Genomic DNA, 17,627 nt, shown 5'->3' with positions numbered 1-17,627 from the left:
CTTATCTCAGCCCGAGCATGCATCACCAGAGGTCCCGCCATGAACTGGATTACAAATTACGTCCGGCCCCGGATCAACTCGATCTTTTCGCGCCGGGAAATGCCCGAAAATCTTTGGCAGAAATGCGGGGAATGCGGCACCATGCTGTTCCATCGGGAACTGGCCGATAATCTGAATGTGTGCACGCAGTGTGATCACCACATGGCGATCAGCCCGCGGGCGCGATTCAACGGGTTGTTTGACGGTGGGATTTTCACCGAGATTGAAGTGCCTGAACCGGTCGCTGATCCGCTGCATTTCCGGGATCAGAAAAAGTACCCCGACCGAATGAAAGCAGCGCAAAAATCCACTGGCGAAAAAGAAGCGATGTTGGTTGCCGCTGGTGAAATCGGCCGCACGCCAATTATTGCCGCCTGTCAGGATTTCTCGTTCATGGGTGGATCCATGGGCATGTATGTGGGCAACGCAATTATTGCTGCAGCTGAAGAGGCTGTGAAACTGGGACGCCCGTTGATTCTGTTTTCCGCAGCTGGTGGAGCACGGATGCAAGAGGGGATCTTGTCGTTAATGCAGATGCCCCGGTCCACCGTGGCTGTGCAAATGCTGAAAGAGGCGGGTTTGCCTTATATCGTAGTGCTGACTCACCCGACGACGGGTGGAGTGACGGCTTCTTATGCGATGTTGGGCGATGTGCAGATTTCTGAACCAAATGCGTTGATCTGTTTTGCCGGGCCACGCGTGATCGAACAGACCATCCGTGAAAAACTACCCGAAGGTTTCCAGCGCGCGGAATACCTGCTGGACCATGGGATGCTTGATCGTGTGACCAAGCGGACCGAAATGCGTGAAGAATTGATCACCATCACGCGTATGCTGATGAAACAGCCGCCCGCGATCAAAGGTGATTTACCTGCGCCAGACGATTCTGATGCCACGGACGCACCGTCTGAGCCGGAAGTCGCAGACGCGCCCGCAGCTGATGCGGACAAAGCATCCTGAGGTTAATCACCGGCAGCATCCGTTTCAGGACGGGTCTTGCCGGTTTTTGACAGTGCTTTGCCGCAGATACTACATCGCGCGTTCCCAAATTCTTTGTATGCAATGCCTGCCAATACGCGGGCATTGATGTCTTGGCGCGGTCCCGTTTGAAATCCGAGAAAGTCTAAGCATGACCCAAAATTCTGATGTGATCCTAGATCGGATGATGGCCCTGCACCCCAAGATTATTGATCTGACCTTGGACCGTGTTTGGCGTCTGCTGGCGGCTTTGGACAATCCGCAAGGAAAACTGCCGCCCGTTATTCATATTGCTGGTACCAATGGTAAAGGGTCAACGCAGGCGATGATCCGAGCCGGTCTGAACGGAGCAGGTCTAAGTGCTCATGCCTATACCTCTCCACATCTGGCGCGCTTTCACGAACGGATCCGGGTCGCGGATGCATTGATCTCAGAGGCCGATCTAACGGCTGTTCTGGATGAATGCTATGTCGCGAACAACGGCGAGAATATCACTTACTTTGAGATCACCACGGTGGCGGGCCTGTTGGCTTTTGCCCGGGCACAGGCAGATTATACTTTGCTTGAGGTTGGTCTGGGCGGGCGCTTGGACGCGACCAATGTGATTGATGAACCTGTGATTAGCGTCATCACGCCGATCTCGATAGATCATGAGCAGTTTCTTGGCGATACGCTGACAAAAATTGCGACTGAAAAAGCTGGGATTATCAAACGGGGTGTGCCGGTCGTCGTCGGTCCACAACCCGAAGAAGCGATGGATGTGATAGAGGCGGTTGCGATGCGACTGGGCGCACCTTTGATCGTGCATGGCCAGCATTGGCACGTGTCATGTGAAAATGGGCGGCTGATCTATCAGGACGAAACGGGATTGTGTGATTTGCCGATGCCGAACCTTTTGGGGACGCATCAGGTTCAGAATGCGGGTGCGGCGCTAGCTGTCCTGCGTCACCTGAATCTGGGAGAGGCTGCGTATGAGTCAGCCGTGACACAAGCAGAATGGCCCGCACGGATGCAGCGCCTGAAAACGGGCCCGTTGGTCGAAGCCGCCCCAGAGGCCGAGTTGTGGCTGGACGGCGGTCACAATGCAGCAGCTGGCGACGCGATTGCGGATCTGTTGGGGTCCCTGCCGAAACGGCCCACGCATTTGATTTGCGGCATGCTGAACACCAAAGATGTCACCGGATATCTACGTCCGTTGGCTGAGCAAGCTGAGAGTCTGACCGCAGTTTCCATTCCAGGGGAGGCAAACACCCTTCCGGCTGACGCGACTGCCGAGGCGGCTACTGCGGTCCATCTGTCTTCGACAACAGCAGATAGCGTTGCTGAGGCATTGCGCGCAATTATCGCCACCACCCCTCAGGCACGGGTTTTGATCTGTGGATCACTTTATCTGGCGGGTAATATTTTGCGCGAAAACGGATAAGCCCCGCCGGAGCCTATTGCCCCCAATCCTGATCCTGCATTTCGCGCAGGCGCGAGGCGGTGCGTTCGAATTCGAACGTGCCTTCGCCCTCAAGATAAAGCATCTCGGGTTCCGCTGCGGCAGAGCAGATCAGGCGGACTTTGGCTTCGTAGAGGGCGTCAATCAGGATGACGAACCGCTTTGCTTCGTTAAAGTTGCTGCGTGAGAGTGTTGGGATATCCTCAAGCACAAGAACTTTTACCGCTTCGGCGATGGCCAGATAATCCCCGGGTCCCAGCATTTTGCCACATAGGTCATAGAAGGTCGCACGGGCCACGCCATTGCGATAAGCGGGCAGCACAACTTCGCGGCCTTTGACTTGCAGCACCAAGGGGTCGGCCGCGCCGCCGGACAGGTCTCGCCAGACCGACCGAATTTGGGCGCGCGCATCAGAACCGATGGGGGTGAAGTAAACTGGCGCGCCTTCTAATCTATCTTGGCGGTAATCAGTGGGGGACACCATTTCCCAGATTACCATCTGTTCTTTGATCTCAGCGATAAAGGGCAGGAACAGCTGACGGTTCAACCCGTTTTTATAGAGATCATCCGGCACCCGGTTTGAAGTGGTCACCACCACGACACCGGCTTCGAACAGGGCCTCGAACAGGCGACCCACGATCATCGCATCGGTGATATCGGTGATCTGCATTTCGTCGAACGCCAGCACTTTGACCGAGTCCGTTACCGATTTCACAACTGGTGACAGGGCATCTTCGACGCCATTCTTGCGGGCGTCGTGCATCTGGGCGTGAATTTCCTGCATGAAGGCGTGGAAATGCACCCGTCTGGAGGGGATGTCGCCCAATTGATCCACAAATAGATCCATCAGCATCGACTTGCCACGACCAACGCCACCCCAAAGATATAGACCCTTGGGTGCGGGCGGAGCTTTGCGAAAAAAACCACGTTTCACTGGGGTGGCCAAAGCCGCGCGTATGCGTTCGAATTCAGGCAAGACAGCCTGTTGCGCTGAGTCCGCGGTTAAGGAACCATCGGCGACAAGGGATGCGTAATGTGCAGGAATATCGGTCATTTCTAAGCCATAACGCGGTGTTGCGCAGTTGGAAAGCACAGCAAAACACGCTCACATCAAATTTAGTTATCTGAGACAGCAAAACTCCTGATTTGACGGGCGCTGAAATGTGTCTAACGTCCCTTCAGTTCCCCGGAGTTCTTCTTGATGACCCATTCTGCCCGATTGATAACACCTGTGCTGCTGGTCAGTTGCGTGATAATTGCAGTCAGTTTTGCTGTGCGGGCCTCGTTCGGCGTCTTTCAAATTCCGGTTGCCGAAGAGTTTGGTTGGCTGCGAAGCGATTTTTCGATGGCGATTGCGATCCAAAACTTGGCTTGGGGCATTGGACAACCGATTTTCGGCGCGATTGCAGAAAAAGTTGGGGATCGTCGGGCCATTGTTTTGGGGGCAGTGATCTATGCCGCAGGTATGGTGCTGACGTCGATGTCTTCGACGCCGTTGGAGCATCAGCTTTATGCGTGGTTGGTGGGGTTTGGCATCGCCGGAACGGGGTTCGGTGTCATTCTGGCCGTTGTTGGTCGGGCCGCATCAGATGAAAACCGGTCGATGGCCTTGGCAATTGTGACCGCAGCCGGAAGTGTGGGGCAGATCATCGGGGCGCCTGCGGCTGAGTGGTTGATGGGGTTCCTGAGCTGGCAACAGGTGTTTGTTGTGTTCGCCGGAGTGATCTTGCTGCTGGTTTTCACGTTGCCGCTGATGAAAGCCCCCGAGGCCGCAAGCAAACGCGAGCTGGAAGAAAGCCTGGGTTCTGTGCTGAAGAAGGCGTTACGCGATCCGACCTATACGCTGATCTTTCTTGGATTTTTCAGTTGCGGATATCAGCTGGCCTTTATCACCGCACATTTCCCGGCCTTTGTAACCGAGATGTGTGGCCCGATCCAACCGGGCGGGGTTCTGCATTCCATGGGGATTACCACTACATCTGCCCTTGGGGCGATTGCGATTTCGCTTGTTGGCATGGCCAATATTGGCGGGACGTTGGCGGCGGGTTGGGCGGGGAACCGATTCAGCAAGAAATATCTGTTAGCGGGGATCTATACGGCGCGCACAATTGTTGCTGCTGCCTTTATTCTGCTGCCAATAACTCCAACGTCAGTGATCATTTTCTCGGTCGTCATGGGATCGCTTTGGCTGGCGACCGTGCCGCTGACATCGGGCTTGGTCGCGCATATCTACGGGTTGCGATATATGGGCACCCTGTATGGTATCGTGTTTCTTAGCCATCAGCTTGGCGGATTTCTGGGTGTCTGGTTGGGTGGTCGGATGTATGATTTGTATGGCGATTACACCATGGTTTGGTGGTTTGGCGTTGGGGTTGGCGCGTTTAGTGCCATTGTGCACCTACCCATTCGTGAACGGCCGCTAGAGGCGTTGAACGCCTGATGCCATTAGTTCAAGCCATCGCGAAGCCGTTCCTGCAGAATTTGGATGATTTCGTCTGAGTGGGTGTAGGCGAGTGAGTGGCCGGCGTCTTCGATGACTTCCTGCCGGGTTGTGCGGCTCCATTCTGTAAGCATGCCCATCGCACGGATGGGGATCACGCTGTCTTGCCGCCCCCAGATCGCCAAAACGGGTACGCCAGCGCGATAGATTGTTTTGTGTTCGTTGTGCTGATCCTGTGCCAGCAGATTGCGCAGGCTTGACAGTGCAGCCTTGATAAAACCGCGATAGTTCAGCTCGCGTTGTTGTAAATCGACGATATTTGGGACCGAACTGGGCAAATCGCGTTCCGCTTCGGCGGCGATGCGATGTCGGGATGGAAAAAATGCCATCATCAGCCAATCGCCAATCACGGGCGTATTACGAATGTATTTAGCCATACGATCTGTCGTCAGTATCATCCCAGCAGAGGCGAGGAGCACCAAATGGCGTACCCGATGAGGGTGTTTGGCGGCATAGCTGGTCGCAATAGCGCCGCCCATCGAATATCCGACCAGTGTGATGTCCTCGGTGATATCCTGCGTCGCCAATAATTCTTCGAGTTGGGTGATGAAAAAGTCGGCAGTTTGTGGGTCTTTGGGACGGTCTGAATATCCGCGCCCATACAGATCATATGTCAAAACGCGGTAGCCCATGGCCGTGAGCCCGGGCACCAATCCCTGCCAGACAAACGATGGGGTCGTCAAACCGTGCACACAGACAGCGATTGGTCCCCGCACTGGGCCGTGCCATTGGAAATGGGTAACGCCCAGAGACAATTCAATAAATTCACCAGGGGCTTCGCGTCTTGCTTCGGGCCCCATCGATTTTCGTCGGGCTTCTATCGCGAAGGGCGCAGAGATTAGGATCAGTAGAAAAACTACTAAAAATAGGATCATTTTTCCAAGCACCACCTGTCTAGAATGAACCGGCTGGTCATAAGGTCCAAATGAGCACCGCCGCCGTTTTTAAACAGAGTAATCTCATCTGTTACAGGCGCAAAGGCCCCTAGGTCATAAAAATCTGCTACCAGATCCTGAGGTTGGATCACTCCGGTTTCCAGTGGAATACTAAGTTCGCCAATGTGATCGACCGTTGTGTCAAAGTTATCTACAAAGATCCGGGATCGTTTGATGGCGAGATCGTCCACCTCGCGCATGTCAGGTCGGTACGCACCAATCAAGTTCAGATGCTGGCCTGGGCGCAACCATTCGCCTAGGATTATGGGGTCTGTCGACATTGTCGCCGATAGAATGATGTCTGCTGAATGCACAGCCTGTGCAAGATCAGTTGCCACCTCAACATCTGGTGCATTCTTTGCGAAGTCTTTGGCCTTGGGCTGCGTTCGGTTCCAAATCTTGAACTGTGCGTTCGGGAAGCCCGCTCGAAAGGCTTCGTAGAGGGATTGCCCGACCGTGCCCGCCCCAACCAAGAGGATTTCACGACTTTCTGGTTTCGCCAATCGAAGGGCCGCCAGCAGGCTGTCACCGGCTGTTTTCCATTTCGTGACTAGGTGAAAATCAATGAGTGCGGTCAGCGTTCCGTCCTGATCGTCATAAAGATTGACCGCCCCGTTGATCATTGGCTTTTTGCCATCGGGATTGCCCGGAAAGACAGTTGCTGTTTTGACCGCCATACCCAACCCGTCAATCCAGGCGGTACGCGACAACACGGTGTCTGGCCCCCTGCGCAACAAAGTATCACCGACCTTAGCTTTGGGCAGGGCATGCCCATCTGCCAGCGCCTGTGTTAGCCCCAGCCAGTCCAACCCTGTTTCGCCGTCGTCAAACGAGATGAAGGGGATTGTCATTGGGCTTCGTTGGGTGTCAGCAAACCAGCAGAAACGAGACGTTCTGCCCAACCCTGCGGTGTTGTGAAGTGGTGCGTCTCCCACCCCCGTGCTTGGGCGGCTTCGATGTTTTCCAAACGGTCATCCGCAAACAAGAGCGTTTCAGGGGCAAGCTGACAATCCTCTTCGACGCGTTGATAAATGTCGGAATGCGGCTTTACGGTTTTCATCCGGCCCGAGACGTACGACCGGTCGAATTCATTCAGGAATGGATAGACTGTTGTCGCATAGTCGAAGTTTTGCACCCCGAAGTTGGTCAGGGCAAAGACAGGGATTTTTTTACTGCGCAGGGCCCGCAGCAAGCGCACGGAATGCGGAATTTCAGGGGATGCCAATTCGATCCAGTTATCATGCCACATTCGGATTTCGTCGCGCCATTCCGGGTATTTTTCTGCCCAGTCATAAATGGTGTCGGTAAAGTGGTGCCCTTGATCCACTAGATCGTTCATCCCGTGCAGATCAACTTCGGCGAACATAGCCTCACGCCGCTCTTTTCCGAGAACCCGATCATAATGCCGCTCGGGTTGCCATTCGATCAGAACGTTACCGATGTCAAAGATGACGGCGTGAATGGGCATATAATATTCCTAACCAATTGAACGGGGGCGCGGTCGGCTGGCGGGCCGGGTGCGACGGGTTTCACGCCAGACTGAAACAAGCCCAGAGCCAATGATCAAGCCGGAACCGATCCAGACCGGCAGATCGGGCCATTCGTTGAACACAAGCAGCCCCCAGAGCACCGCCATAGGCATCGCGATGTATTCAAAGGGGGCAACTAGCCCTGCTTCGCACAGTCGATAGGCTTGGCTAACTAGATACCCGCCAACAGATCCAACAATGCCGACACCAATAAAATATTTCCAGTCTTCAGGCGTTGGCCAGACCCACGCGCGGAAAATGAAATCCAAGGCGGCGTTATCGGACCCAGCATATCGACCATCCCCAAAGGCCAACCCAACACAGGCACTCACAATTAGAAAACCAGCCATTGGATAAAACGCCAGTGTTGCGCCGCGTTCTGTGCCACCGGCGCTGCGGGTTAGAATATGGAGTGTTGCATACCCGCAGGCGCCAAAAAATGGCAACAAGGCAGAGGGTTGGAACGTGTCCAAGCCAGGGCGCATGATTACCAAGACGCCTAGAAACCCGATCCCGACAGAGGTCCAACGCCATGGGCCAACGCTTTCCTTCAGGAAGATCACCGAAAGAGTTGTGACGATCAGGGGGGTAGCAAAGGCAATCGCCACGGCTTCGGCCAAGGGCATGATCGCTAGCCCGGTAAAGAAACACAGGTTCGCAAACAAGACTGCGCAACACCGCAAGAGGTGAAGCCGTGGCTTGTCGGTGCGTAGAACATGGTACCCGCCTTCAAGCGGAACGATGATCGCCAACAGAATGATCATCGCACCGATGGAGCGCATCAAAACCACCTCGTAGAGCGGATAGTCACCAGACAGGAATTTGAAAATTGTGTCGATGATTGAAAATGAGATGCCGGCACCGATTGCAGCCAACACGCCCAGAATGTTCACGTTGCCCTGACCGCTCATCTCTATCTCCAATGGGTTAATCTATTGCGCGCCTGCGGTGTGCGGGCTTGCCCGTGCACCGCTCGGCCCAACGGGAGGTTGCGCATCTGTGATGCGATCCCGACGGGCGGGAGTTCTTGCGAGCGGGGTTAGCCGCGTGCTGCGGCGCGTAGCTCGCGCTCTAGAGCATCTAGGAAACGGGATCGGTCGGCTTTGGAAAAGGCCTTGCCGCTACCGCCTGCGCCCAGCGGGTTGGCCGCGCGCATGTCGGCCATCAGATCGCGCATGGCCAATTGTTGTCCGATATTGGCGGGGGTGAATGCCTCACCATTGTGGCGGATCACACGTGCCCCTGCTTCGATGCATTTCGCGGCGAGGGGGATGTCGCCAGTTACAACGACATCCCCTTTACCGCAACGCTCGGCAATCCACATATCCGCCTCGTCTGCGCCTGCGGCCACAATGACGTTTTCCACAAATGGGTTCGGCGATGGGCGTAATCCTCCATTTGAAACAACGTACATTTTCAGCCGGTGACGGGTCGCAACCCGTTCGGCTTCGGCTTTGACGGGGCAGGCATCTGCATCAATGAAGAGCGTCATTTTTTCTTAGGCCCACAGATGCTCGGCGTGGAAGGTCACGTGATCTTCCATAAACGTCGACACAAAGAAATATGAATGATCGTATCCGGGCTGCAGGCGGACTACAGCTTGCTGGCGCTTTTGTGCAATTGCTTGTGACAGCTCTTCGGGGCGCAGCAGGTCGATGAATTGATCCGAGGCGCCTGTGTCGATCAATACAGGCCCTTGAAACCCAACGTCGCGCATCAACAAGCTGGCATCGTGTTTCGCCCAGTTCGCTTCGTCGTCACCCAGATAGGCGGACAGTTGTTTGCGGCCCCAATCTGCACCTGTCGGGTTTGAAATCGGTGCAAATGCAGAAACAGAGCGATACCGTCCCGGCAGATTCATCGCCAGAGTTAGCGCACCGTGTCCGCCCATAGAGTGGCCGGTGATGGATTGGCGGTCGGGGTCGATGGGAAAGTTCTCGGTGATCAGGGCAGGCAGCTCTTCGGCGATATAATCCCACATGTTGAAATGGGGTGCCCAAGGTTCCTGAGTCGCGTTCACATAGAACCCGGCGCCTTGACCCAGATCATAGGCTTCGTCGTCTGCGACGCCTTCGCCACGAGGGGAGGTGTCAGGAAAAATCAGCGCGATGCCTTGCTCAGCAGCCCATGCCTGCGCGCCCGCTTTGGTCATGGCGTTTTCGTGGGTGCAGGTCAGGCCCGACAGATACCACAGCACTGGCACTGGACCGTCCTGTGCCTCGGCGGGCAGAAACAGCCCAAAGGTCATGTCGCAGTTGCAGGCTGCTGATGTGTGACGATATACGCCCTGTTTGCCACCAAAGCAGGCATTTTCTGAGAGGGTTTCCATGAATGTGGTCCTTCGCGTTTATGGTTGCTTTATCGCTAGCGAGCGTTGCCGCGTGCGTCCAGTAGGGGAAGCTCCGACAGGGGCTCTTTTTACGGAATATGTTAGGGTGTGCCGACCCAGGCAATCACCAGCGGAACGGTGGCGATGCTGATCACGGTCGAAACAAGGATTGCTGCCGATGCGCGATGGGGGGCGACGCCATAGTGCGCGGCCAGCATGTAAACGTTACCCGCGACCGGCAATGCCGCTGCCGCGATGGCAACTGCTGCAGGAAATGCAGCAATGGGGAATACAAAAATGAGGGCCGCTGCGACCAGCAGCGGATGTAAAACAAGCTTACAAAAGCTGAGCCACCCCGCGATGTGCATACGTTCAGCAGATTTGCTGGCCAAAGAAGCCCCGATTGCAAACAACGCGCCTGGCGTTGCTGCGCCACCCAGGATGGTGAGAAAATCGTTCATCGGCTGCGGGATTGGAATTCGCAGAGCAGACCAGATCAACCCGGCAGAGATCGAGACGATCATCGGGTTTTTTATCAATCCCAGACCAATCAACCTAGTGGTTTTCAGGGTCAAACGACCGTCGCGTCCGCCATTGATCAAAATCACAATGAGCGACGAGAAAACCACCAAATCTACCGTTAAAACCAGCATAACAGGGCCAATTGCGGCTTCACCAAACAGCATGGCGAGCATTGGAAGCCCCAGAAACCCGACATTGCCAATGGCCGCGCATTGCGCTTCGACAGCGGCAGTCGGGACATCCAGGCGACGCAAGTAGGCCACGAGGGTTGCTATGAGATAGACACCAGCGGTTCCGAGTAAGTACCCCAGCACGAGCCGGCCGTTAAAGATTTCAGCAAAGGGCAGGTTGGCGGCAAATCGAAACAACATTGCAGAGAGAGCAAAGAAGAAGACGAATTTGGTAAGATAGGCTGTGGCCTCTTCGGTGAAGAACCGAGTGCGCCCAGCCCAGTATCCTAGGCCGATAATCACAAAAAACGGTAAGGTGCGCAGGAAAATCTCAACCATTGCGGATTGGTAACATGATTTGACCGATCCGCAATGCCCTTAGCCGCTGCCGATCAGAATCCCTGCCCCCAGAACCAATGCACCGCCCAGAACCACCTGAAATGCAGCCCGGAAGAACGGTGTTTCCATATATTTGTTCTGAATCCACGCAATCGCCCATAGCTCAATGAACACGATGAGAAACGCGAGAGAGGTCGCGGTCCAGAATTCAGGGATGAGATACGGTAGCGCGTGCCCCAATCCGCCCACGGTGGTCATGATGCCAGAGGCGAGGCCTCGTTTCAGTGGGGACCCGCGACCCGAGAGCTCTCCGTCATCCGATGCGGCTTCGGTAAAGCCCATCGAGATCCCCGCGCCCACTGATGCGGCGACACCAACCAGAAAGGTGGTCCACGTGTCCTGTGTGGCAAATGCGGTGGCAAAGATCGGCGCGAGCGTGGAGACGGACCCATCCATCAGCCCGGCCAAACCCGGCTGTACCCAAGTCAGGATAAATTGCCGATGTGCCGTGGCGTCTTCGTCAGTCTTTATGTCTCCGCTTAGGTGGGTTTCGCTCAGCTCGGCCGCGGTGTTTTGGTGCCCGGCTTCGGCTGCAGCCAGATCGCCAAGCAATTTGCGCGTTGCACTATCCGTGGTGCGCGCTGCGGCAGCCAGGTAAAACCTTTCGGCGTCGCGTTCCATCGCCTCGGCCTCGTTGCGGATGCGGTCAATCCCAAGGTTTTCAACCAACCAGATGGGGCGTCTGGCGTAATAGCCGGCCACATGCTCTCGCCGGATGAGAGGAATTACGTGACCAAACCTGGATTCGTGCAGCGCAATGAGGCGGGCGCGATGCGTGTCTTCTTCGGCGGCCATCCCATCAAAGATTTTCGCGGTGGCTGGAAAATCGGCCCGGAGCGTTTCTGCATAGCCACGATAGATGCGAGCATCGTCTTCTTCCGAAGATATAGCCAACGCGAGGACTTCTTGTTCTGATAAATCTCGGAACCGTTTACGTTGGGCTAAGAATCTCATTTTTCACACCTAATTAGAACGATTCTAAATTAGTGCATTGCGCGGCAAATACAACTGCTCTTATAATAGTCGTTGAAACTGAACCGACCGGTTTATACGTTACTGCATAGCCAAATTTCAGGAATCGCCATGCCCGATACAGCCACTATCCTGCGTACGGGTCGAAAATTCGATCAAGTTTTGCGCGGGGCCCGAGATGTATTCATGGCAGATGGGTTCGAGGGTGCAAGCGTAGACGATATCGCGCGTGCAGCGGGCGTGTCCAAGGCGACTCTGTACAGTTACTTTCCGGACAAACGGTTGCTGTTTATGGAAGTCGCCCAGACAGAATGCACGTTGATGTCTGAAAAGATCGTGGCGATGATTGATGAAACAAAGCCACTACGTGAAGTGTTGATGGTAACCGCAGTTCAGGTTGTGGGGTTCCTGACTTCTGAATTTGCGCAACAAGTGTTTCGGATCTGTGTGGCTGAGCGGGATCGCTTTCCGGAATTGGGGCGCGCCTTTTATGCGGCGGGTCCAGAGAACGGAAAAGAACGGATAAGTGAGTTTCTGCTGAAAGCTGTCGATAACGGAGAGTTGGTTATCGACGACATACCCATGGCTGCCGAGCAATTTTCAGAACTGTGTAAGGTCAAATTGTGGACACGTGCCGTCTTTGGTATCCAAAGCCAGTTTAGTGAAGATGAGATCGAAGAAGTGGCGCGGAATGCGGTAGATATGTTCCTTGCGCGGTATCAATCTATGGACCAAATCGCAGGTAACGTGGAACTGAACGGGACAAAGAGTAGGCGTTGCTGATGCGATATGTATTGATGGCTTGTGTTTTGGTGGCTGCATGCGCTCAGGGCGCAGATGAAAGCTTGGCAGACGAAAACGGTCCAGATTTGAGCAGCTGCAACGGGCAGGAATGGCTTGCTTTCGTTGGGCAACCAGCCGCGCAGCTTGACGATAAATTGCCAAAAACAGCCCGTGTTATTGGCCCGGATGCAGCCGTGACACAGGATTTCCGACCTGACCGGATTAATGTAGATGTGGATGAAGCAGGCACGATCATAGGCATTCGCTGCGGTTAAGGCGGCTTGCGGTAGGTTTTGTGACAACTCAGGCAGGCGTGAATCATCGGCTGCAGACTTTGACGCAGTTTTCCTAAGTTTCTTGTATTGATCAGTTTGGCCTTTTGATTGGCGGATTGGGCGTGGGTTTTGAATCCCCCCCAATTGTCCCAGATTTTTTCACGAGCGTTAGAGGCAGGATCGCTCGGGTTATTGCGAAACCTTTCTGGTATCTTGCGGGTTGCTTTTATGAGGGCCCGGCGATTTGTTTTCGCTTGTTTTTTGTCAAACATGAGCCGCCCCGCCGCCATATCCACCAGCACACTTAGGGCGTGATGGGCACTGCGCATTAGGGCAATGCGGTCTTTGACCCGGGGATGGCTGACGGCCAATACATCTTCGGCCAAGGTGGCCGCACTTAGGCTTGTGAGCACGACGAAGAGACAAATGAGAGGGTACCGCATCAGCCAAGCATCCGACACGGGCGTTAGCAGGGGGTTAAAGACCGAATTGTCTACAAAACAGTTCGATCGTGAACGAATTGTTTTACCTGTGGATGCTGGCGATCTCGCAGTAGGGTTGCCTTATGACTTTGACACCGAGACTTGATATTTTGGGTGCCGCGCTTGCGGATACCAGCCGCTCACAGATGTTGTGCGAGCTGATGGACGGGCGCGCGTTTACCAGCAAGGAACTGGCCAGTGCTGCGGGCATCTCGCCTCAAACGGCAAGTGTCCATTTGAAGCATCTCCAGAGGGCTGGTTTAATATCGTCCCTGCGCAGTGGGCGGTGCCTATATCACCGCATCGCCGGAGAAGAAATCGCGCAGGCTCTGGAAACCCTTGCGACATTGGCTCCAGCAGATCATCTTTATCGCGTGCAACAGCGCAAAGGCGGGAAAGCCGAGTTGCTTGTGGCCCGGAGCTGCTATGACCATCTGGCCGGGCGGCTTGGGGTGGCGCTGGCCGATTCCTTGATCGCACTGGGCGATTTGATCCCGGATGGGGATCAATACACACCGGTTCCGTCTGAACGATGGATGAAGCTGGGCGTTCACCTGCCGAACGGCCCCGGAAAGCGACCCTTTGCGCGGGCATGTCTGGATTGGACCGAACGCAAACACCACATCGCGGGACCATTGGCCAAACAACTTTTGACCCACGCGTTGGCCTCGGATTGGGTTCAACGTCAAACTGGGAAACGTGGCTTGTTGATCAGCGCAACGGGGCTGGATGCATTTGAACAGATTCTAGCAATCCCACCAGAATTCTTGTCAGAGGGCACCGCATGACATTGCAGCAAATTACTTCAGATCGATTTATTCCTGAAACAGGGCACCGCATTTTGGTTCAGGTGCCTGAGCAGGACAGTGACCGTATCTTGGCCGCGATCATTGGCCAGGACCTGCTGACCTACGGTGATTACGATCAAGTCTCCTTTTCTATGAAGGGGATTCAGCGTTTTCGCGCAACGGGCGAAGGTTATAACGCTGCGACGGAGTCCACTGTTGAGGTGCCTTGTGTCGAACTTTCGGTGTTTACCTGCGCGGAACCCGAGCAGTTGGCCCAAATAATTACAGATATTTATGCGGCGCATCCCTACGAAGAGCCGGTAATTCAGGTCGTTCCAGCCTTGCGAACCTGCCACAGGCGCGGAATGGACGAAGACAATCCAAATCGGTTCTGGAATCGAAAGACAGCGGATTGGGTGCCACAGTCGCATCGGCGTTCAAATTCGGGGTGATGTGCAATTCCGGCCTCACCTAAGGGTGATCTTGCTGTGGCAGACTTGAATTCGGCGTCAGTTGTGGCAAGGTTGTGGGATGAATATGCAGCCTCCCAGCTCGATGTCATCGGGACCGGCGCCGATGCAAGTGGCTTTTGACCGTCGCGAACTTTCTGTGATCCTGTCTCTTTATGGTCGTATGGTGGCCGCAGGAGAGTGGCGCGACTATGGGATTTCATGCTTGCGCGAGATGGCCGTTTTTTCCGTTTTTCGCAGAACGGCAGAATACCCGCTTTATAGGATCGAAAAACGGCCCAAACTGCGGATGCGCCAAGGCATGTATTCGGTTGTGGGGATGGATGGTCAGATCCTGAAACGGGGTCAGGATCTGAAAACAGTTTTAAGGGTGCTTGAGCGAAAATTGATCCGCTCTGTCAAGCTGGACTAGGGTCGCTTGTGGGCAGTGATGGGGCCGTCCCCTTGGCTTTGAATACGTTCGATGGCGGAGTCCAAAGGTTCGTAACACACAGCCATGTGGTAGGCGTTCGCATGTAACAGGGTATTGGCATCCGCAACCCAAGCCACATGGCCTTTCCAGAACAGTAGATCGCCGCGTCGGGGTGGGGTCCCGGGATCTAGGAGGGTTCCCACATTTTGCTCCTGATCGCCGCTATCACCGGGGCAAGCATACCCACAGGCCAGCAATGCAGCTTGTACCAAGCCCGAACAATCCAAACCCATGCGGCTGTTTCCGCCCCATAGATAGGGTGTTCCTAGGAACTTGGCGGCGACCTCTACCGGGTCTGTCAACAGAACACCGATTTCTGACAGGTGTGATTGTGGGATATATCCGAATTCCGTTTCAACAAAGCCTCCGTCCGTGGATATCGCAGTAACGCGGGATCCAAAGCTGAGCGACAGCTGGTCGGGGCTTTTTATGTTTGCTTGCGCATAGGCGTGCGTAGCTAACGTGCTAACCCAATGGGTCGCCTCTTTGTAGGCGCCCAATGCCTCTGCGCGAACAAATCCCACATAGGCGTCTTTGTCCGCGCGGATATGGCTCCAACCAGCGTTGGTCTCTAGAATTTGAACACTGTCGCCGGCTAACAATTGGCGATCACGTGGCCCGTTGGGGCGCCGCAGCAAGTTCACGACCGGGGAATGGATCTGGTGTTGCATTAGAGGTCCAACATATCAGGAAGCGCCTCAAGCAAGGCGCGCGGCCCTTGGCCGACACCGCCTTTGGGACGGGCAGAGGCGGCGACTGGCTGCCAACCGTAGATGTCGAAATGCATGTAAGGCGTCTGGGTGACAAAACGGCGGAGGAATAGAGCGGCGGTAATTGACCCCGCAAATCCACCGCTGGGGGCGTTGTCCAGATCGGCATAGGCGGGTTCAATCATTGCCTCATACGGCGTGTGGAATGGCAACCGCCACACGGGATCTGCAACTTCGGATGCCGCTTTGAACAACGCAGCGGCGTGGGTTTCATTATCCGTATAAAACGGTGCAAGGTCAGGGCCAACTGCAACGCGGGCCGCGCCCGTCAATGTCGCCATCGAGATGATCAGGTCAGGATTGCCTTCGTCTGCAAGGGTCAGCGCATCGGCCAGAACCAATCGCCCCTCGGCATCTGTGTTGTTGACCTCAACGCTCAACCCCTTGCGAGAAGTCAGGATATCGCCGGGGCGGAACGCATTGCCTGCCACTGAGTTTTCGACGGCTGGGATCAGCACACGCAACTGCAAGGGAAGGTTCAACGCCATGATCATACGGGCCAGTCCAAGAACATTGGCAGAGCCACCCATGTCCTTTTTCATCAACAACATGCCCGCTGCTGGTTTTAGGTCCAGGCCACCGGTGTCAAAACACACGCCTTTGCCAACCAGCGTGAGCTTTGGCCCGGATGTGCCCCAGTTTAGCTCGATCAGGCGGGGGGCTTTTTCGGCTGCGCGTCCCACTGCGTGGATCATCGGAAAGTTTTCGGACAACAAGTCGTCGCCCAGGACTGTCTTGCAGGTCGCGCCAAATTCCGTGGCCAGAGCCTCTGTCGCTTGCTGCAGTGCGTCTGGTCCCATATCCTGTGCGGGCGTGTTGATCAGATCGCGAATTAGGGCCTCGGCGTTGGCTTGAACCTCGACCCGCTTGGCGTCAATCCCCGCGGGCGCCACGAGCAAAGCCGTGCTGGGTGACTGGGTGCGATAGCGATCAAACGTGTGACCGGTCATTAACCAGCCAAAGCACTCGATCTCAAGCGCGCGCCCGGTCAGGCCCGAAGCAATCTTGTAGGTGCCTTTGGGCAGGGCGGCAGCGGCTGCTGCCAGAACAAACCGTTTGCGCGCCCGCGTGTCCGCAGTGCCAAATCCGGCCAGTGCCATGACGACTGAGCCCTCGGATCCGGGAATCAACACCGTTTGTCCGGCAGCACCGGTAAATCCATTACTGTTGGCCCACTGGGAAACCTGTTCCCCTTGACCGGCAAGCCACGCGTCACAGTTGGATTGATCGATCACGTGGAGCGGTATGGCGTCCGGCGTTGGCGCGGCAAAGGTCAGGGTCATGCGAGGGCTCTTTTCAAAAAGGACGGGTTTTCGCCAGATTACCTGTCGCTTCGCTGCCTGCAAACCCTTGTCAGATCGACAAGTCCTGCAAATCCCAGACGGCTGTCAACGAACGTTCCCCGACTCGGATCAACCGGAACAGCGTGGCGGCCGTAGCCACGTGGTCTTCGTTGTCGATGGTTATAGTCACCTCTTTCGCGGCCGAGGCCAAAGCCGACATGCCTATTTGTTCGGAAATGGCGATCAGCGAGCGCGCGCTTTTGCGCAAGTCCCGCCATTCGCGTTGCCGCCATAGCCGCTCACAGTGAGAGAGGCGAACAGCCAGTTCTTCGATGGCACGACAGACCACGTCTTCGGCACCGGCATCGCCAAGTTGATTATACAACGCGCCAAGGCGTTCAGAGTCCAATCGGACGGATTCAGTTTGATTAAGTGTGAATATCTTGTTCACCACAGTCACCCTAATTTACGTACCCCCACGGCACGTTTA

Annotated in this window: 21 protein-coding genes; 8 read left to right on the top strand and 13 right to left on the bottom strand. The window is 55.3% G+C overall.

Annotated elements, in window-relative coordinates; translation table 11 throughout:
• Positions 1 to 39: 39 nt before the first annotated feature.
• Complete coding sequence (gene accD, locus ABWV33_RS05775; RefSeq protein ID WP_113823873.1) at positions 40 to 999, top strand: acetyl-CoA carboxylase, carboxyltransferase subunit beta; 960 nt, start codon at positions 40 to 42, stop codon at positions 997 to 999.
• Between the two features lie 169 nt (positions 1,000 to 1,168).
• Positions 1,169 to 2,440, top strand: coding sequence for a bifunctional folylpolyglutamate synthase/dihydrofolate synthase (locus ABWV33_RS05770; protein ID WP_353329442.1), 1,272 nt, complete (start codon positions 1,169 to 1,171; stop codon positions 2,438 to 2,440).
• Between the two features lie 13 nt (positions 2,441 to 2,453).
• Here ABWV33_RS05770 and zapE read toward each other — a convergent pair whose 3' ends face one another.
• Positions 2,454 to 3,512 (bottom strand): cell division protein ZapE, encoded by a 1,059-nt coding sequence (zapE, locus tag ABWV33_RS05765; protein ID WP_353329441.1) that lies wholly within the window; start codon positions 3,510 to 3,512, stop codon positions 2,454 to 2,456.
• A gap of 147 nt (positions 3,513 to 3,659) precedes the next feature.
• Between zapE and ABWV33_RS05760 the strand changes: the two genes are divergently transcribed.
• The gene (locus ABWV33_RS05760) at positions 3,660 to 4,898 is read left to right on the top strand and encodes an MFS transporter (RefSeq protein ID WP_113823870.1); all 1,239 of its coding nucleotides are present in this window, start codon (positions 3,660 to 3,662) and stop codon (positions 4,896 to 4,898) included.
• Between the two features lie 5 nt (positions 4,899 to 4,903).
• Here ABWV33_RS05760 and ABWV33_RS05755 read toward each other — a convergent pair whose 3' ends face one another.
• From ABWV33_RS05755 to mbfA, 8 genes are all read right to left on the bottom strand, one after another.
• A complete protein-coding gene (locus tag ABWV33_RS05755; protein ID WP_353329440.1) occupies positions 4,904 to 5,833 on the bottom strand; it encodes an alpha/beta fold hydrolase in 930 nt (309 codons plus the stop codon).
• Positions 5,830 to 6,744 carry an ornithine cyclodeaminase family protein gene (locus tag ABWV33_RS05750; RefSeq protein ID WP_353329439.1) on the bottom strand — a complete coding sequence of 305 codons (915 nt, stop codon included), beginning with the start codon at positions 6,742 to 6,744 and terminating at the stop codon, positions 5,830 to 5,832. Before ABWV33_RS05750 ends, ABWV33_RS05755 begins: the two co-directional genes overlap by 4 nt.
• Complete coding sequence (locus ABWV33_RS05745; protein WP_121997650.1) at positions 6,741 to 7,361, bottom strand: HAD family hydrolase; 621 nt, start codon at positions 7,359 to 7,361, stop codon at positions 6,741 to 6,743. Before ABWV33_RS05745 ends, ABWV33_RS05750 begins: the two co-directional genes overlap by 4 nt.
• Positions 7,362 to 7,370: 9 nt before the next feature.
• Positions 7,371 to 8,333 (bottom strand): DMT family transporter, encoded by a 963-nt coding sequence (locus tag ABWV33_RS05740; protein WP_353329438.1) that lies wholly within the window; start codon positions 8,331 to 8,333, stop codon positions 7,371 to 7,373.
• A gap of 128 nt (positions 8,334 to 8,461) precedes the next feature.
• Positions 8,462 to 8,914, bottom strand: a complete 453-nt coding sequence (locus ABWV33_RS05735; protein WP_113823866.1) for a YaiI/YqxD family protein — start codon at positions 8,912 to 8,914, stop codon at positions 8,462 to 8,464.
• Between the two features lie 6 nt (positions 8,915 to 8,920).
• Positions 8,921 to 9,751, bottom strand: coding sequence for an S-formylglutathione hydrolase (fghA, locus tag ABWV33_RS05730; protein WP_215193925.1), 831 nt, complete (start codon positions 9,749 to 9,751; stop codon positions 8,921 to 8,923).
• Positions 9,752 to 9,852: 101 nt separating this feature from the next.
• Positions 9,853 to 10,782 carry an AEC family transporter gene (locus ABWV33_RS05725; RefSeq protein ID WP_353329437.1) on the bottom strand — a complete coding sequence of 310 codons (930 nt, stop codon included), beginning with the start codon at positions 10,780 to 10,782 and terminating at the stop codon, positions 9,853 to 9,855.
• Between the two features lie 39 nt (positions 10,783 to 10,821).
• A complete protein-coding gene (mbfA, locus tag ABWV33_RS05720; protein ID WP_353329436.1) occupies positions 10,822 to 11,796 on the bottom strand; it encodes an iron exporter MbfA in 975 nt (324 codons plus the stop codon).
• A 129-nt stretch (positions 11,797 to 11,925) separates the two neighbouring features.
• On the opposite strand from mbfA, the gene ABWV33_RS05715 reads away from it, so the two are divergent.
• Together ABWV33_RS05715 and ABWV33_RS05710 are read left to right on the top strand one after the other, a co-directional pair.
• The gene (locus ABWV33_RS05715) at positions 11,926 to 12,597 is read left to right on the top strand and encodes a TetR/AcrR family transcriptional regulator (RefSeq protein ID WP_113823862.1); all 672 of its coding nucleotides are present in this window, start codon (positions 11,926 to 11,928) and stop codon (positions 12,595 to 12,597) included.
• The gene (locus ABWV33_RS05710) at positions 12,597 to 12,872 is read left to right on the top strand and encodes an I78 family peptidase inhibitor (RefSeq protein WP_113823861.1); all 276 of its coding nucleotides are present in this window, start codon (positions 12,597 to 12,599) and stop codon (positions 12,870 to 12,872) included. Before ABWV33_RS05715 ends, ABWV33_RS05710 begins: the two co-directional genes overlap by 1 nt.
• On the opposite strand, the gene ABWV33_RS05705 is transcribed toward ABWV33_RS05710, so the two are convergent.
• Positions 12,869 to 13,258, bottom strand: a complete 390-nt coding sequence (locus ABWV33_RS05705) for a c-type cytochrome (RefSeq protein ID WP_162930636.1) — start codon at positions 13,256 to 13,258, stop codon at positions 12,869 to 12,871. The genes ABWV33_RS05710 and ABWV33_RS05705 overlap by 4 nt on opposite strands.
• A gap of 179 nt (positions 13,259 to 13,437) precedes the next feature.
• Here ABWV33_RS05705 and ABWV33_RS05700 point away from each other — a divergent pair, with 179 nt between their 5' ends.
• The 3 genes from ABWV33_RS05700 to ABWV33_RS05690 all read left to right on the top strand — a co-directional run bounded on the left by ABWV33_RS05700 (position 13,438) and on the right by ABWV33_RS05690 (position 15,024).
• Entirely contained in the window at positions 13,438 to 14,142 is a 705-nt protein-coding gene (locus ABWV33_RS05700; RefSeq protein WP_353329435.1) for an ArsR/SmtB family transcription factor, read from the top strand.
• Positions 14,139 to 14,594 carry a YqfO family protein gene (locus tag ABWV33_RS05695; RefSeq protein ID WP_353329434.1) on the top strand — a complete coding sequence of 152 codons (456 nt, stop codon included), beginning with the start codon at positions 14,139 to 14,141 and terminating at the stop codon, positions 14,592 to 14,594. The genes ABWV33_RS05700 and ABWV33_RS05695 overlap by 4 nt, the downstream gene beginning before the upstream one ends.
• Before the next feature lie 79 nt (positions 14,595 to 14,673).
• Complete coding sequence (locus tag ABWV33_RS05690) at positions 14,674 to 15,024, top strand: DUF2794 domain-containing protein (RefSeq protein WP_113823857.1); 351 nt, start codon at positions 14,674 to 14,676, stop codon at positions 15,022 to 15,024.
• Here the strand turns inward: ABWV33_RS05690 and ABWV33_RS05685 are convergent.
• From ABWV33_RS05685 to ABWV33_RS05675, 3 genes are all read right to left on the bottom strand, one after another.
• Positions 15,021 to 15,755 carry a C40 family peptidase gene (locus ABWV33_RS05685; RefSeq protein WP_353329433.1) on the bottom strand — a complete coding sequence of 245 codons (735 nt, stop codon included), beginning with the start codon at positions 15,753 to 15,755 and terminating at the stop codon, positions 15,021 to 15,023. The genes ABWV33_RS05690 and ABWV33_RS05685 overlap by 4 nt on opposite strands.
• Complete coding sequence (locus ABWV33_RS05680) at positions 15,755 to 17,137, bottom strand: leucyl aminopeptidase family protein (RefSeq protein ID WP_353329432.1); 1,383 nt, start codon at positions 17,135 to 17,137, stop codon at positions 15,755 to 15,757. Before ABWV33_RS05680 ends, ABWV33_RS05685 begins: the two co-directional genes overlap by 1 nt.
• 70 nt (positions 17,138 to 17,207) lie before the next feature.
• Positions 17,208 to 17,597: a hypothetical protein gene (locus ABWV33_RS05675; RefSeq protein ID WP_353329431.1), complete on the bottom strand. Its 390-nt coding sequence runs from the start codon at positions 17,595 to 17,597 to the stop codon at positions 17,208 to 17,210.
• Positions 17,598 to 17,627 lie beyond the last annotated feature (30 nt).

Source organism: Phaeobacter sp. NW0010-22, assembly GCF_040365955.1.
In the GTDB taxonomy this organism is placed as follows: Bacteria; Pseudomonadota; Alphaproteobacteria; order Rhodobacterales; family Rhodobacteraceae; genus OMPR01.
The sequence above is the reverse complement of the archived record's forward strand: the minus strand, read 5'-3'. Positions and strand labels throughout refer to the sequence as shown.